The organism is Clostridioides sp. ES-S-0123-01, assembly GCF_020658415.1.
Classification (GTDB): Bacteria; Bacillota; Clostridia; order Peptostreptococcales; family Peptostreptococcaceae; genus Clostridioides.
In genome coordinates, this window is sequence record NZ_JACVWD010000013.1 from 1 (window position 1) to 15,325 (window position 15,325).

The 15,325-nt window shown below is 26.7% G+C and carries 18 protein-coding genes; 7 read left to right on the forward strand and 11 right to left on the reverse strand.

Annotation, left to right across the window (positions count from 1 at the left end; all coding sequences use genetic code 11):
- Nucleotides 1-7: 7 nt before the first annotated feature.
- Nucleotides 8-376 carry a helix-turn-helix domain-containing protein gene (locus IC175_RS18860; protein WP_227850914.1) on the reverse strand — a complete coding sequence of 123 codons (369 nt, stop codon included), beginning with the start codon at nucleotides 374-376 and terminating at the stop codon, nucleotides 8-10.
- A 116-nt stretch (nucleotides 377-492) separates the two neighbouring features.
- Between IC175_RS18860 and IC175_RS18865 the strand changes: the two genes are divergently transcribed.
- Entirely contained in the window at nucleotides 493-885 is a 393-nt protein-coding gene (locus IC175_RS18865; protein ID WP_227851916.1) for a BlaI/MecI/CopY family transcriptional regulator, read from the forward strand.
- A gap of 130 nt (nucleotides 886-1,015) precedes the next feature.
- Here IC175_RS18865 and IC175_RS18870 read toward each other — a convergent pair whose 3' ends face one another.
- From IC175_RS18870 to IC175_RS18880, 3 genes are all read right to left on the reverse strand, one after another.
- Nucleotides 1,016-1,453 (reverse strand): hypothetical protein, encoded by a 438-nt coding sequence (locus tag IC175_RS18870; protein WP_227851917.1) that lies wholly within the window; start codon nucleotides 1,451-1,453, stop codon nucleotides 1,016-1,018.
- Between the two features lie 68 nt (nucleotides 1,454-1,521).
- Nucleotides 1,522-2,223: a DUF4367 domain-containing protein gene (locus tag IC175_RS18875; protein ID WP_227851918.1), complete on the reverse strand. Its 702-nt coding sequence runs from the start codon at nucleotides 2,221-2,223 to the stop codon at nucleotides 1,522-1,524.
- Nucleotides 2,216-2,761 carry a sigma-70 family RNA polymerase sigma factor gene (locus IC175_RS18880; protein WP_227851919.1) on the reverse strand — a complete coding sequence of 182 codons (546 nt, stop codon included), beginning with the start codon at nucleotides 2,759-2,761 and terminating at the stop codon, nucleotides 2,216-2,218. The genes IC175_RS18875 and IC175_RS18880 overlap by 8 nt, the downstream gene beginning before the upstream one ends.
- Nucleotides 2,762-2,895: 134 nt before the next feature.
- Here IC175_RS18880 and IC175_RS18885 point away from each other — a divergent pair, with 134 nt between their 5' ends.
- Both IC175_RS18885 and IC175_RS18890 read left to right on the forward strand, forming a co-directional pair.
- Entirely contained in the window at nucleotides 2,896-3,624 is a 729-nt protein-coding gene (locus IC175_RS18885) for a hypothetical protein (protein WP_227851920.1), read from the forward strand.
- Nucleotides 3,625-3,645: 21 nt separating this feature from the next.
- On the forward strand, nucleotides 3,646-3,906 hold the full coding sequence (locus IC175_RS18890) for a hypothetical protein (RefSeq protein WP_227851921.1): 261 nt from the start codon (nucleotides 3,646-3,648) through the stop codon (nucleotides 3,904-3,906).
- Nucleotides 3,907-4,159: 253 nt separating this feature from the next.
- On the opposite strand, the gene IC175_RS18895 is transcribed toward IC175_RS18890, so the two are convergent.
- Together IC175_RS18895 and IC175_RS18900 are read right to left on the reverse strand one after the other, a co-directional pair.
- Entirely contained in the window at nucleotides 4,160-5,371 is a 1,212-nt protein-coding gene (locus tag IC175_RS18895) for a DNA-binding response regulator (protein WP_227851922.1), read from the reverse strand.
- A gap of 507 nt (nucleotides 5,372-5,878) precedes the next feature.
- A complete protein-coding gene (locus IC175_RS18900) occupies nucleotides 5,879-6,043 on the reverse strand; it encodes a helix-turn-helix domain-containing protein (protein ID WP_413927257.1) in 165 nt (54 codons plus the stop codon).
- Between the two features lie 139 nt (nucleotides 6,044-6,182).
- On the opposite strand from IC175_RS18900, the gene IC175_RS18905 reads away from it, so the two are divergent.
- The 3 genes from IC175_RS18905 (at nucleotide 6,183) to IC175_RS18915 (ending at nucleotide 7,270) form a co-directional block, all read left to right on the forward strand.
- Entirely contained in the window at nucleotides 6,183-6,380 is a 198-nt protein-coding gene (locus IC175_RS18905) for a helix-turn-helix domain-containing protein (protein ID WP_227453458.1), read from the forward strand.
- A gap of 77 nt (nucleotides 6,381-6,457) precedes the next feature.
- On the forward strand, nucleotides 6,458-7,009 hold the full coding sequence (locus IC175_RS18910; RefSeq protein WP_227851923.1) for a hypothetical protein: 552 nt from the start codon (nucleotides 6,458-6,460) through the stop codon (nucleotides 7,007-7,009).
- 105 nt (nucleotides 7,010-7,114) lie between these two features.
- Nucleotides 7,115-7,270, forward strand: a complete 156-nt coding sequence (locus IC175_RS18915) for a type I toxin-antitoxin system toxin (RefSeq protein WP_227851924.1) — start codon at nucleotides 7,115-7,117, stop codon at nucleotides 7,268-7,270.
- A 960-nt stretch (nucleotides 7,271-8,230) separates the two neighbouring features.
- Here IC175_RS18915 and IC175_RS18920 read toward each other — a convergent pair.
- Genes IC175_RS18920 through IC175_RS18930 form a run of 3 tightly spaced genes read right to left on the reverse strand, consistent with a single transcriptional unit; the run spans nucleotide 8,231 to nucleotide 11,736 of the window.
- Nucleotides 8,231-8,668 (reverse strand): hypothetical protein, encoded by a 438-nt coding sequence (locus tag IC175_RS18920; RefSeq protein WP_227851925.1) that lies wholly within the window; start codon nucleotides 8,666-8,668, stop codon nucleotides 8,231-8,233.
- Entirely contained in the window at nucleotides 8,661-10,067 is a 1,407-nt protein-coding gene (locus IC175_RS18925; protein WP_227851926.1) for an LlaJI family restriction endonuclease, read from the reverse strand. Before IC175_RS18925 ends, IC175_RS18920 begins: the two co-directional genes overlap by 8 nt.
- 16 nt (nucleotides 10,068-10,083) lie before the next feature.
- Nucleotides 10,084-11,736 carry an AAA family ATPase gene (locus IC175_RS18930; RefSeq protein WP_227851927.1) on the reverse strand — a complete coding sequence of 551 codons (1,653 nt, stop codon included), beginning with the start codon at nucleotides 11,734-11,736 and terminating at the stop codon, nucleotides 10,084-10,086.
- A gap of 143 nt (nucleotides 11,737-11,879) precedes the next feature.
- Here IC175_RS18930 and dcm point away from each other — a divergent pair, with 143 nt between their 5' ends.
- Nucleotides 11,880-13,037 carry a DNA (cytosine-5-)-methyltransferase gene (dcm, locus tag IC175_RS18935; RefSeq protein ID WP_227851928.1) on the forward strand — a complete coding sequence of 386 codons (1,158 nt, stop codon included), beginning with the start codon at nucleotides 11,880-11,882 and terminating at the stop codon, nucleotides 13,035-13,037.
- A gap of 656 nt (nucleotides 13,038-13,693) precedes the next feature.
- Here dcm and IC175_RS18940 read toward each other — a convergent pair.
- Nucleotides 13,694-13,846 (reverse strand): hypothetical protein, encoded by a 153-nt coding sequence (locus IC175_RS18940; RefSeq protein WP_227851929.1) that lies wholly within the window; start codon nucleotides 13,844-13,846, stop codon nucleotides 13,694-13,696.
- A 238-nt stretch (nucleotides 13,847-14,084) separates the two neighbouring features.
- On the reverse strand, nucleotides 14,085-14,717 hold the full coding sequence (locus IC175_RS18945) for a recombinase family protein (protein ID WP_227851930.1): 633 nt from the start codon (nucleotides 14,715-14,717) through the stop codon (nucleotides 14,085-14,087).
- Nucleotides 14,718-15,325 lie beyond the last annotated feature (608 nt).

The window sequence follows — 15,325 nt, forward strand, 5'->3', positions numbered from 1 at the left end:
ATTTATCTTAATATCTATTATTTACATTTGATTGAAACAGTTTTATATCTCTCATAGATTTTTTAGAAGCTTTCACAATATCAGTTATAAATCTTATTTCATAGTCATTACAATCCTTCAAAACTTCTTCTAACTCATTCTCAAAGATAGCTTTAGAACTTAAGATTGTATCACATAATAATTCATCAACTGACACTTCAAGAGTATTTGCAATGGCAACAAGTGTAGCTAAACTTACACTCGAATTTCCTGTCTCAATATTGCTGACATGTTGTGGGCTAACATTAATTTTCTCTGATAAAACTTCTTGTGTTAGCTTTTTCTTTATTCTTGCAATTTTTATCCTTTGACCTATAACTTTAAAATCAAGCTCCATATGCGTATTTCCTTCCTACAAGTATTCACACATATTTTAACCTTTCCAAAAGTATATTATAACAAACTAATAGAATGTTTCATTATGATAGTTATAGTACACAGAAAGGAATTATAATGAATATACTAAAGATACCCGAAGCTGAGTTCAAAATAATGAGATTTGTTTGGAGTAAAAACGATATAGTCACTTCTAAAGAAGTCATAAAGGCAATGCAAATTGAATATAATTGGAAGCCAACAACAACACTAACGCTTTTATCAAGACTTGTTGTTAAACGCTTTTTAGCATCTGAACGGATAAGTAGAATTACACACTATACAATACTTATAACAAAAAAAGACTACCTAAAATTTGAAACAAGACGGTTTTTAAATGATATACATTCAAATTCATTAAAAAGCCTTTTAAGCTCTTTGAAAGATTGCAATATTACACATAAAAAAAAGTACACCTGTATAAATAATATAACTTATACAAGTGTACTTTTTTATATGTTGTTCACTTAATCATCTTTTAAGTTTATGTAAATACTTATGTTGATGGTTTTTAATTTCGATTGATTTAATTATTTTCCATTCGCTCCTGCAATAATGTTTTAAAGAGTTTCTTAACTTTTGTAAGTGCAATCTTCTTTTATTAATATTTTTGAGATGTACTTATTAATGTTTTTGACTCATTTTCAGCAGTAATTATTGCAACACCTCTATAAGTATGTCCCTTTGTCACAGAATATGAATTTAAAACAGAACAAGTTTTTCCTCCAGTTTTCTTCGCAGATATTTTTAAATCTACCCAACTTCCACCTTTTAATTCTTGCAATTTAGTTACAATAGATGTTTTAGTTACTCCAGATTTCCCAACAACAGAAGCATTTACATTTGCTTTCCCATTATTAAATGATAAATTACACCTACCATTTAATATGTAAACTGAAAAAGGACTTATTTCTTCTTGACCATCTTCCATAAAAATAATATCAGATGAATTAAACTCATCAGCAAAACTAACAACTTTTACTGACATTATCATTATTAATACACATACAAATATTGAGATTATGTTTTTTACTCTCATTAAATACCTCCTTATAAAATATTATTTATTCAATATAACAACTAACTAGTAATATTTTAGACAAAAACTTACTTAATATTTTCTGCGATTTTAATAAACTCTTTTTTATCTTTTCTAGTTATTTTTTTTGTAGGTAGTTCTTTAGACAACATATAAATATTATTTTTATCATGCCACAGTAATTGTTGAGTATTTTCTTTTTCAACATATTGTGCATACTTATTATTAAATTTTATATTCTCAACAAGCGCATCCTCTGTATCCAATACTATAACATCCCTAGAATATAGCATCATTTGATAAATTATATAATTATCTGATTTGTCTTTATATGATATTGATAGATAATTCTCTTCTTCAATTCTTTCAACCTCTTTATATCCAGTAGAAATATATTTAGGTTCTATATATTTAAATGATACATTTGATTTATGAGGGTTTATAAAGTTATAGTCTGTAAATTCTTTATATACCTTCTTCATTATTCTCATTAAATTTTCTGGAAAAGCTTCTGTTTTTATAGTAGTTATAGTGACTATACTTGATAAAATTATTATAAAAACTATAGCAATTCTTTTTAAATTTTTATAAGAGTTCTTTTTTACTCTTTTCTCATTTTCTTTTATAAGCTTATCCATTTTACTTTTAAATTCTATAGAAAATTCATAGTCAATATCTTCATCACAAGGTAATTCATGTAGAATTTTTTCTTCTATTTCTGGAAGCTGTTCATACAATAATTTTTCTATATCTAACTTATCTTTATTCATTTGAAAATGCCTCCATTTCATTTAAAATTTTTTTTAGTTTTTCTAATGCTCTTTTATTTTTCTTATACAAATTAACCTCTTTTATATTCAATATTTTAGAAATCTCTTTGATAGAAAAACCATGACTGTATTTTAAAAGAATAACCTGTAAATCTGTTTCTGATAGTTTTTTTAAAGCTTCTACTAAATAACTACACTCACCTAAATTTTCAATTGATAAATCTAAAGAGTTAAATTTATAGCTCTCATCATTAATATCATTTATTTCCTCTTTTTTTCTTTTATTATATATATTTATTGAAATCCTTTTTACTATAATAACAACAAAACCTTTAGTTTTTGGACTATTCACATCACTTACTTTATTAAGATTATCAATTATCTTTAAAAATGCACTATGAACAGCATCCTCTGATAAAGCATCATCTCTTAGAATTTGATTGGCTACATAAAACATTAACTTCTTGTATTTAATATATATTTCTTCAAATTTAATTCTTTCTTCTTCTGAATCTATGATAGCTAAATATATTAACATAAATTATTCTCCCTTAAAAAAAATTATCCTTAAAAAAATTATATACAATTTATAAAAAATTATATATAAATGTCTAAAAATAAAAACTTCATTTGTTATATATATAAATACAAACATAAAGGATGGTGTTTTATATGAAATCAAAAAGAATAAACAGAATGTTAGCAACTACAATGACAATGGCAATGCTAGCAATGCCAGCAGTAACAGCAACATCATATGCAATGGAATCAACAGGGTTAGAGACAGAATATACATATAATAATGAATCTAAACAACAAGAAGAATGGATTAAATCGTTTGATACTGAAACAGGAAAAGAAATATTATTAAATAAAATTACTAACGAAAAAGTTTCCGAAGTATATGAAACTATAGATGGAAAATTGATTAAATTAAATATTAATGAAGCATTAGAAAAATTTAATTTAAATGAAGAAACTATCACAAAATCTCCTAAGTCTATTTTTGGAGTATCAAGTGTTAAAAAAGTTACTGGTTCTGCACGCAAAATATCACAAGATGTATCAGGAGGTAAATCAGGAGCAACTATCTCAATAGGAAATTCAACAACTGTATCTGAAAGCTTCTCCGTTGGAGGAACTACAGAAGCAATAAAAGCAGTTGTAAGAGCAAACTCAGGATTCACATGGAGTCGTTCTTTAACAAGAAGTGTCACAACTACACACAAAGTACCTGCAGGTAAAATAGGATATGTAGCATTTAAACCATACTTCAAAGAAGTAAGAGGTACTGTAAATGGAGTAGTGGCAGGAACTCCTATAACTCAAAAAATAGTAGCACAAAGCCCTATTAAAGCAGGAAATGTTTGTGATGGGTTAGAATATCTTGCATATAAATAATAATAGAAAGAGTTGATTAAAATGGAAAATAAAAATATGTATTTAGTATTTAGTTTAATATTAATAATAATAGGTTTTATAATATTATTTTTTAATGTTGACTTGGCATTATCACTAAAAACAGTATATCTATCTGATAAAGGATTTGGAGAAGCAATTGAAAATCAAATATTTAGAAACTACTCTTATATGTTTTTAATAATAGGTGGAGTGTTATTTTCCAGAGGAATTTATAATTTAACTAAACCTGAGATAATCAAATTAATTACAAATAAAAAATAAATAATAAAAGGACTTATAAATTATAAGTCCTTTTATTAAGCCTAAAACTTGCTATTTTACTTTTATTCAGTCCTTTACTAACTCTAAAATATTGCTTCCAGGCCAATACGTTAAAACCTTAAATAGAAAACAAGACCACGTCCCCCTCGTTATCCGTACCCCAGAGTTGTTATAGAGTTCATCATAAACTGTTCCCTTAAATAAGGAACAGGACTACGTCCCCTTAATACAAAGCGACGTTTCAGTTGACAAACTATAAAGACTTTAAAAGTTTACTTACTGCTTGTCTACTTATTCCAATATTTCTTGCTATTTCACTTTGATTCAACCCTTTACTTTTTAGTTCTAATATCTTATATATTCTATCTTGCTTCTCCTGCTCTCTACTTGTTAATCCATTTTCATTTCTTCTAGCCAATTTTTTAGTTTCTTTTTCTCTTTCATTAGCTTCTTTTTTGCCTATTATGGTTTTTAGATATTTTTGTTCTTCTTCTGTTATTCCCAATAAATCTATCAATGTACTATTCTTAAATTTATATTTTTTGCCCTTGTAAGCCGTTTCTGCGCTCTTTGTATGTTTTACTACCTCATTATTTCTTAGTGGCTTTACAAACTGTTTATTTAGCTCTAAGGTACATTCTAATGCTTGTATTTCATCCTCCATAAAACAACAAGTAAAATATCTATATAAAAACAAGGTTACTTCTCTACACCCTTCCATATCATAACTTCTAAGTTCACATATTTTTATTAAGTCATTAAGTCTAGCATGATATAAACTATATTCATTAAATAAGCTAATGACCTTTTTGGGTCTACCTTTACTCTTCTGTTTCTTTTCCTTTAACTCTGGTAAATAATTTTCTTGTATTTCTTTCAAAGTATATGTATATCCATCATAATCAATTATTTTAACTTCTGTTTGTGTCTTAGAATTAAGTGTTCCTGTGGCTCGTAACACACGTGTAGGGTCTAAGGCTTTCGCATCTGCTCCAAATTCTTTTAATTGATTATATATATATCTTTGTATTGCATACCAAAGTGGCAAGGCTTTACTTGGTACTGGTTCAAGCTTCAATACATAATATAATCCTCTTCCACTATCAACTAACATAGTTGGGTTTGGTATTATTCCATTTAAATCTTTTTCTATAAAAAATCTGACTGCTTCTTTCGTATAATTTGTATTGTAACAATCTATATCTATAAATATAGCATTTAATTCTTTTATATTTTCAATTCTTCTCTGTGGCTTATAAAAGGTATTATGACTTATATAAACATTTACTTTATTATATATAAGTTCCAAATATCTCTCTTCTAATTCATTTATTTTATAGTGCCATTGAGTGAATTTTTGCTCTTTTTTGCTTGCTAATGTTATGTATCCTTTTGACTTACTATGTATTACTTCTAAGTTACTTATATCATTTAACAGTATATTCTTTGCATTTGAACAAATCATATTTTCCCCCTTATTTTTAGGAGTCAATTAAGTTTTAACAAGCTATATATTTACATTCTTTTGTAAATCCCGTATAATTAATATATTAAAAGGATATATTTATCCTACATGTTTACATGTTAATTAAACTTTAGTAGTTTTAATTGACTCTATTGTTTTATTGTTGAAAGAATGAGTGGTTGCCGTCAAACAAATACTCATTCTTTTTCTATTTTTTGTTAATTAATATTATATCATTATTAAAATTATAATTCATTGTTTAGAATTATTTTTCTGACAGTTTTAATGTATATTTTTAATTTCTTTTCAAGCATAGTTTTTTATCTAAGTCTATAAATCCCGCCCTTAATAAATCATCTTTTATTACTTTCAACTCTCCTTTTTATTTATATTTAATCCTTTTGCACCCTATTGTTTGTTTTGTAATCTTATATTTTTAGTTAAGTTTCGTTAGGTTTTTAATATCTCTTTTTCAATAAAATATTTTGTTAACTCTAACACATCAACTTAAAGTGCTTTTGTTAGTTCAATTATCAGCTTTATTGTTGGACTATGATAAAAACATTCTCTCTCTAGTTTTGATATATAACTTTGGCTTATATTGGTCATTTTACTAAGTTGATTTTGAGTTATTTTTTTATTTGTACGAGATATTTTTAATATATTTTCTATTTTTAATTACTCCCAGTATTTTACATTTATACTTATAATATTAACTATGTACGATAATGTTTGTCAATAGTTAAATTGCGTGCAATACATATCTTGTGTAATATGTATTTATATAACTAATGATTATAAGGAGGTTAATATGTATATACAATTAAATGAATTATTAATGTCTAGAGGTAAAAGTAAATACTGGTTATCAAAGCAAACGGGAATAACACCTCAAAATATTGGTCGATTAGCTTCAAATCAAACCACATCTATTAAATTCGATTCTTTAGAAAAAATTTGTATGGCTCTTAAGTGTTCGCCTAATGAATTGTTAGGTTGGGACAAATAAAAATATTAATTCTAAAGGGTTTATTTATAACTACTAGAAAGCTACTTTAGTAGTTATTTTATTTTGGAGGTCTAAGCATGGATAGATATACATTTGATAATTTACCTATCAAGGAGCAAATACAATATATTAATAATAAGCTCCTAGAGGGCGATACACTAACTAACACATGTAAAGATATTGGTATTGGTCGTACAACTATAAGAAATAGATTTAAACAACATGGTTATGAATTTAATCAAGCTAAGAAGCTATACATATCTATTGTTGAAGTTGTTGAATTAGAAGGTAGTTCAAAAGTAGTTATGCAAGAAAGTAGTAATAAAGTAGTTGGGGCTGATACTAATAATATTAATAACTTGAAGGACATTTTATATAATTTTAATGAGATGAATACTAAGTTAAATGAAGTATATAGTTGGTATGAATCACAAAGTAGTAATAAAGTAGTTGGTGCTGATAAACTAAATATAGACGACTTCAAGGGCAATATAGTTACTAGAAGCTATAAGGTTTATGAGAATGTTCAAAAGGAGTTTGTAGCCTTCTGCGAAGCTAATAAGAAGTATAGAGTGCAAGATATTGTTAGTCAAGCTCTTAAAGATTTTATGGATAAATATAACAATTAATATGATATAATAAATACAATAACAAGGAAATGAAAAATACAATCTATAGAGTGAAGTTCATATGTAATCGAATTACCTACTTCCTAATGAAAGGAGGTGGGAAGTATGGACAACTTTTTACTTAGTGTATTGGCTAGTTTAATAGCTAGTTTTATTGGATATATTGTTTGTGTATGTATCAAAAAAGTAAAAAGTCACTCTAGTGCAAAGAGTGACTTAGACATTGAACTTAAATTTTTATTTAAATTCAAAAAACATTAACTACTTAATGAAACTTCACTCTACCGCTAAATAGATTGTAGTTTCCTTGTTATTTTTATTATACCATATATATTTTAAAATATTCATACAAAATATCTTTAGGAGATATTTTACTTGTTGAATATGGTAGAAGCATATACTCATCAAAACATAGCATTAGTTTGATTATTATATTTCTATTTGCTTTAAGCTTCTATATGTAATTTATCTCTCAACATATTGTGATTACTTGCTTCTTTAGTTTTCATATTAATATTTAAATTATTCCTTTTCAAAGGTGCTCTAAGTGCTATATAGACATTGCAACTTATATACTTTTTAGGGTTGAAGTTGCATATGCAAACTCTTTATTTCCCAACATTTAACCTGTTGTAAATATTTATATCCTTTATTAGCTAATTATTGCACTTTTTTGTGGTGAATCAAATAGCCTTATATATATTGGTATAGCTTCGTTTAAAGCCCTTAATTGAATTGTTTCAATCTAAATTAAGTGAGTTTTAATAAGATAAAATATATAGGTTGCAACTTTATTTCAAAAGTATAATAATATTCTTTTCAGTGGCTATATAATTCAGTAAAATAAATAGATATATCCATTTTATTTAGTAATTATATTAAATGATGCAAAACTATATATATGTTGGTATCACTAGCTTATAGTCTTGTAATTAAGTTTGTATTTTAAATATTCGAGTTGTTTTTTTCTTTCATTATTCAATATGAAATATCCCTTATATCTTATTGCAATCTAACTTTATTTAATAAAGTAGTTTCGTTATGCAATGTCCCCGTATATACTGATTTTACTGTAATTAAGCAATGTATTCGAGTTTGATTTTTCATTTAGTTTAGTAGTTTAGAAATATTATGAGCTATCGCCACAATAATACATTCTGATAGAATATTTTCTAGTGCGACAGCTCCTTTCTTATTTAAAGTACGTTCATATTTGCACATTTATAGCATTATATTTTCTCTAACAACATAACTATTTTGCTCTCCATATATTCCAAATAAAGAGCTAATCGTTCTAAATGCTACGCTATATTTTTTAATAATTAAAACTTGTACTTGATTTCTTTCATTTATACCAATTACTAATAAATCCCCTGGTTCTCCATTATATACAACATTATCTTCAGTAAAGTATAGTCTATATTCTGATCTATCTGGATCATTTTCTCTCGCATCGTACCAAGTTAAGCTTCCAATCCCATCGATTTGATGCTCATCTGATATATAGCAAAATGTAGCATTTAATATTTGTCTATCATATCCAAATAATCTTTTTAATGAAGCTACCCCATTAAATTCATGCTGATTACTAGATGAACTATCTACTTCAACAGCTCTTAATGTTTTTGCAGCTGCGTTTATAAATCTAATATTAATCATTCTCTTTCTCCTCTTCCTTACTTGTGCATAACTCAATAAACTTACTTATATTATATTTTTCTTCATTACAATATATATTAATAACTTCATTTATATCAAGTTTTATCAAGTTAATACACGTTAGATTTTCAATTCCATTTAAAAAATCTAACTTTACAGTTCCTAAGCTATATGTATCCTTGAAACTTGGTATCATAAATACATTTATACATTTGGTTATGGTATTTTGATTACAATATTCTTTTAATGCTAGTTCATACATATATTGCTTTGATATGTCACCCATTCCCGGATTATTTATAACCTCATTTTGACTTATAAAATTGAGATCATAATATTTTGCATCTAATATAAGCAATATTGTCTCTCCATTATTTTTAACTACTTTTAATGTATCTGGGTTTAATATATTTTTTCTACCTTTTCTCTTTTTAGAAATATTAATTTCTGCACTTTTATCTTTAGTCCACACAGGCTCTTTTAATTTAAATTTCTTGTATCTTCCATTACCTACAAATTCATTTCCTAATATATCTGAGCATATATTCTCCCATATATTTTCAAAATTAGTACTTCCAAATGCCTCTAACCTATCTTGCTGACTACCATTATTCTGAGTTAAAAAAGACTTTATCGCATGTAGTACCCTTACTTTTCTATCTTCATATTGAATAGCTAATTCTTGATCTATTAAATTTATAAACATTTCTTCATCATAATCAATATCATAATCACTATCAATTTCACAGATACCTTCATATCCTAATAACTTATCTAAATTATACTCTTTACAAAAACTTATACATTTGTTTACTACTGCCTTATGTATCTTTGTTACTATATAATTCTCATCACATATATTTTCACTGCTTAAGTAATCCATATATATCACTTGATTTCTATCTATGTATGGTATAAATGTGTCCATAGTCTCATCCCACTCTGTATCTCCACATCCATTTAATTCAAGTATATCTAGCTCATTCTTATAAACACCATACTCATTAAAGTCGTCAATTATATAACTCATTGTCGATAATATATTAGACTCACTATCTTGTTCAAAGTTTAATGTTTGTAACTCTTCATTTAATAAACTTTCTCTCTTACTGTAGTTTTTAAATAAATTTATAATATTTGATAGAAACTCTAAATATAAATTTTTATTACAAATTTGTTCAGTCGGATATATTTTAGGAACAAAAAATAAAACATTCTGTTTATATATAAGGATACCTACATATGAAAAACTAATATTATCTTTTTTGTTTATTTTGATAATTTTCTTAACTTGAGCTTTATAAAAAAAATCATTAAATTCATTTTCTTCTAAGCCCATTTTATTTATTAATTCTTCTCTAGTATACTCCTCATATTCTTTTAAAAATATTGCATTCATGCATCGTCCCCTCTTCTTAGACTCTATCATTCTTACAATCGTCTAAATTAAATGTGAAGAATGCCCCATCTTTATATGATTTTGCTATTTCCGAAAACGACTTTTTCTTTACTGTAAATAAGCTACTATTCTTATGTTTTAATACATCCTCAAATAAATACATTAATACTTTACCTTTAAATAACTCATCAAATTGTTCCTGTTGTAAAGTTAATTCTTTTTCATCTAAGAAAAATGGACCTATTAACTTATCCTCTAATACATTTTCTTTTAATAATATTTTATTTATTTCTCTTCTTATTTCATTCCATGAGTACTCTTCATAATCTCCGTCATTTGGACCTGATTTTAATTTTATTCTATTGTATGGTTTTGATATTAACTTATCTTGATTATCATCTACACCAATATATTCAAACGACCATCTTCTTTTAAATGCTGAATCCATTGGATATATACCTTGATCTGCACTATTCATTGTTGCCCATATAAAAAGATTTCCTGGCAACGTTATTTCTTCTATGTTAACACCTAAGCTATCCTCTTTTCTAAAGAATCCCTTTAATTCCTCTGAGATATTTATTGGATATGTACTCATACCATCTTTATCTCTATCTAATAACTGGAATAAATCTCCAAATACTGATGCTGGGTTTGCTCTATTTATTTCTTCTATTATCAGTAGATAATTTTTATCTGGATTTTTTACTGCTTTTATAAAACCTCTTATAAATGGTCCTGGTACATAATCATATGTAACTCTTTCTTCATTACCTATTGCTTTAGTTACAGGCTTATATGACCCTACAAAGTTATTGTAATTATATTTACTATAGAATGTTACTCTTTCATATTCATCAAATTTATCTATCTCTAAATTTAATTTAAAACTCTTTCCTGTTCCCGGTGCTCCAAATATAATTCTATTGTGCATAAAATTTAATTTAGATTTTATTTTCTTTAATTTGTATACAGATGTATCTTCTAATATTTTTGATAAATCTTCATTCCTCAATAAAAACATCGCTAGATTTCCTATAAAACCACTAGATTCATTTTGTATCTCTAACATGTTTATTATAGGAGCCTTGACAGAATCTGTTCTCTCTATAGTCTTACTTCCTAACCAATATTCATAATTGCATACATACTGTTTTATATATTCACTTGCTTTAATTTTATTTTCTATTCCGAATTCATCTAAAGACTCATCAATTTCATCAACATAACCATTGCTGAAATCTTGTATATATAAGTACTTATCTTCCGCATCCTTATATCCATCTCTAATCTGTGTGAATATATCAGTTAACTTGTCTGCATTTTTTGTTGAAGAACCGCTATACTTTCCATTTTGAATTATTTTATTCGCTATTGCTAATGCTATATTCTTGTATACTTCTATTTGTTCATAGTACTCATGCGGGCATATATTTGCTAATATAAACCATTGATTTGGAAAATAAACTTTATTACTCTTCCCTTTATTTTCTGTTGTAACAACAGTTGTATACTCTAAGAACTCAATTTGTTTTGCACTCGGTAATTGATTAACTCTTTCTTTACAAATATCTTTGAATTCATCAGATAATAATACTTCTCTATTTTCATACCTATCTTTTTTTAATTTCCAAATATCTACCAACGGTTTTAAATCTTTTAATTCCATATCTATGGCTCCTTTTTATAAATATACCTTTATATTTTATAACCAAAATTATACCATTAATTGCCTTTAATTCTATAAATATTTACATTTAGATTATATTTGTGTTATTATTAGGACATAATGACCTAAAGGAGGCTCAACTTATGTATGGAGATAGAATAAAAGCAAAGCGTCTTCGTCTAGATATGACACAAAAAGAATTTTCAGATAGTTTAGGTCTTGGAAGAAATGGAGAACGTACTCTTAGACGTTGGGAAAATAATGAAACTTCACCATCAACAATTGAACTTAATATGATACTTAATTATCCTGAAATTCATCCATTTGGAGTTGATGAGGATTTTAATGAAGATTTTACTTTTATAGATTTATTTTGTGGAGTTGGAGGTATTCGTCTTCCTTTTCAACAATTAGGTGGTAAATGTGTGTTTAGTTCTGAGTGGGACAAGTTTGCTCAAAAAACATACTACAGAAATTATGGGGAAAGACCTCATGGTGATATAACTGAAATAACAAATGAGCAAATTCCTGCTCATGATATCCTACTAGCTGGTTTCCCATGCCAACCCTTCTCTCAAGCAGGTCTTGGTCTTGGATTTGAAGATACTAGAGGAACTTTATTTTTTGAAATTGAGCGTATTATAGAAGGACATAGACCTATGGCTTTCTTGCTTGAAAATGTTAAAAAACTTCGAACTCATGATCAAGGAAATACGTTAAAAGTTATAAGGGAGCATCTAGAAAATTTAAACTATGAACTATATATAGATGTCCTAAGAGCTGCAGACTTTGGACTCCCTCAAAATAGAGAAAGATTATTCATAGTTGGATTTGATAAAGAATTACTTGATGACCCAGAAAATGATAGTTTTAATTTTACGTTCCCCGAACCAACGGGAATTCCTACTCGTTTAGGAGATATACTACAAGAATATGTAGATGAGTTATATACTATAAGTGATACACTATATGCAGGACATTTAAGGAGACTAGAACAACATAGAGAACGTGGTAATGGATTTGGTTTTTCTTTATTTAACCATGATTCTGTATATACAAATACACTCAGTGCTCGATACTATAAAGATGGTAGTGAAATATTAATTGATCAAGGTCCTAGAGCAAACCCGAGGAAATTAACTCCAAGAGAATGTGCTAGACTTCAAGGTTTTCCTGATGAGTTTACCATTCCAGTATCTAATACACAAGCTTATAAGCAGTTTGGGAATTCAGTCCCTGTAAATGTTATTAGAGCTATCGCTAGACGAATGAAAGATACACTTGAACCATATTTAGATTAAAAAAGAAGAGTTTAAACTCTTCTTTTTTATATTACCCATTATTATAATCATTTAACTATAAATTGCTATTACAATTTATTTATTACTTTGATACTATATGGTCTATTTCAAAGTAATATAGTTATTTTCCTTTCTTTCTTGGTATTCAAATATTCCAATATAGTTTTTATTTTTTAATACATAGTCTACCTTCTACTTTGAAAACCCATACTTAGCTCCTATCTTCGCTAATGAAAGCTCATTGGACCTTAGTCTAAATATATCTTTAACTATTTTAGCTTCTTCTTTATCTGTTTCAAATTTACCCTGTTTATTTCCTTTGTATCCAAATGCTGGCTTACCAACCCATTTGTTTTCATTAAGTCTTGCTATTCTTCTATTCTAGTTCCTTCATTTATAACTGCTCTTTCAAACTCTGCAAAGCTCTATAGCATTTGTAAGAACAATAGCCTTTATGTGTTTATGTACAAACATCTCTGTTACACTTACTTACATCATTCTCCTGTAGCTCATAAATCATTGCTAACAAATTGTATAAGCTTTTATTTGTCCTATCATTTTTATAAACTATTGTATTTCTATATCATACTGCTCTTTTTTTCATATTATCTTCCAAGTTGTAATTTATTAATATCTTTCCATTTAATTTTTAGATTTTATAATAAATTAATAATGCAATTTAAATGTAAAAAACTCAAGTTTGTTGGCTTTAAAAACGCACAACTTATCTTTTTAAATACATCTTCTAATTTTATTTTTCTTAACTCTATGTTAGTGATTTTCTTATAACCTCTTTTAGTTCCCTTCATAAAATCTCCCTTAGATATTCTTAATACAAAAGCATGTATATTTAGACTCATTTGTATTAATCTACCTAATTAACCTTAATTTTGGTAATAAAAAAAGCCTAATAAAATTAAACTTTATGATTTATCAATGCAAAGTATATACCATTTGTGTATGAATTGTGTGTATATTTTATATTTTTTTGTTGTATAAATCTTTAGATATTTAATCAAAGGTTTACTTAATAATATATCAAAGCAACTACCTAACAACTCTTTTTATTTCTCCACCCTCGAATATTTTTATCCACTCGTACAATGTAGTTCTTCCAATATTTAATATCTTTGCCATTTCATTCTTTTTTAAGCTTCCATCAAGGATTTTATTATAATATTTTATAAACTCTTTGTTAGTTTGTAAAAGCTCCTTAGTTACTTTTTGTCTACCAAACCATTTCCCTGTCTTTGTGTTTATCTCCCCTTTTTCCTTATCCTCTTTTAACTGGTCTATTTTCTGCTGAGTTCTCTCTTGAATTGTTTCTCTCTCCATTTCGGCTACTGCTCCAAAGATGGCAAGTAACATTTTATAGGTACTATTTCCTGTATCTATCCCCTCTTTTAATATTTTTACCCTTACACCCTTTTGAACTAATGTATCTATAATATCTATTAAATCCTTTAAATTCCTACCTAATCGGCTTATAGATTCACAATAGACAATATCACCCTCACTTACTTCTGTTAACATTATGCTTAATGCTTCTCTTTCTTTTGTAGCTCCTGTTATTACATCTTTATATATTTTATCAAACTTAATTCCTTCACTTTCTAAAACTCTCTCTTGTCTGCTATTATCTTGTTTTCTTGTACTTATCCTTTCATATACTATTATCATAACCTTCTCCCCATTTATATTGTTATAATAATTATACAACATATTTTTTGTTCGGCTAAATTATGTTTTCCATATTTACAATACCGAACATATTTTATTGTTAATTTTCAATGATTCTATGTAAAAATAATCTAAATATTACATGTACGGTCAAACGTTAGTTTTTCCGAACACGAACATGAACTCTATTTTTTTAACATTAAATATATTTTTATACATATTAAAATTATTTCTAAAATTGCTTTTACTATTTTGGCTATTTTTTTAATCTTATCTTTTTTCTTAGCTTTAGCTATTCTTTTTGCGTTAGTTCTCGTTATAAAAAAACACCTCCTTATCCTGCCGTTTGCAATATGATAGATTTAGAGATTTCTTTTTATAACTTTTATTTGCACTATTAGTTAAATATTTTATCTAAACTAGTAAAAATTTATTTGGACATAAAAAAAGCTTCAATAGTAATCAAACTATCAAAGCTTATATTTATCTTAATATCTATTATTTACATTTGATTGAAACAGTTTTATATCTCTCATAGATTTTTTAGAAGCTTTCACAATATCAGTTATAAATCTTATTTCATAGTCATTACAATCCTTCAAAACTTC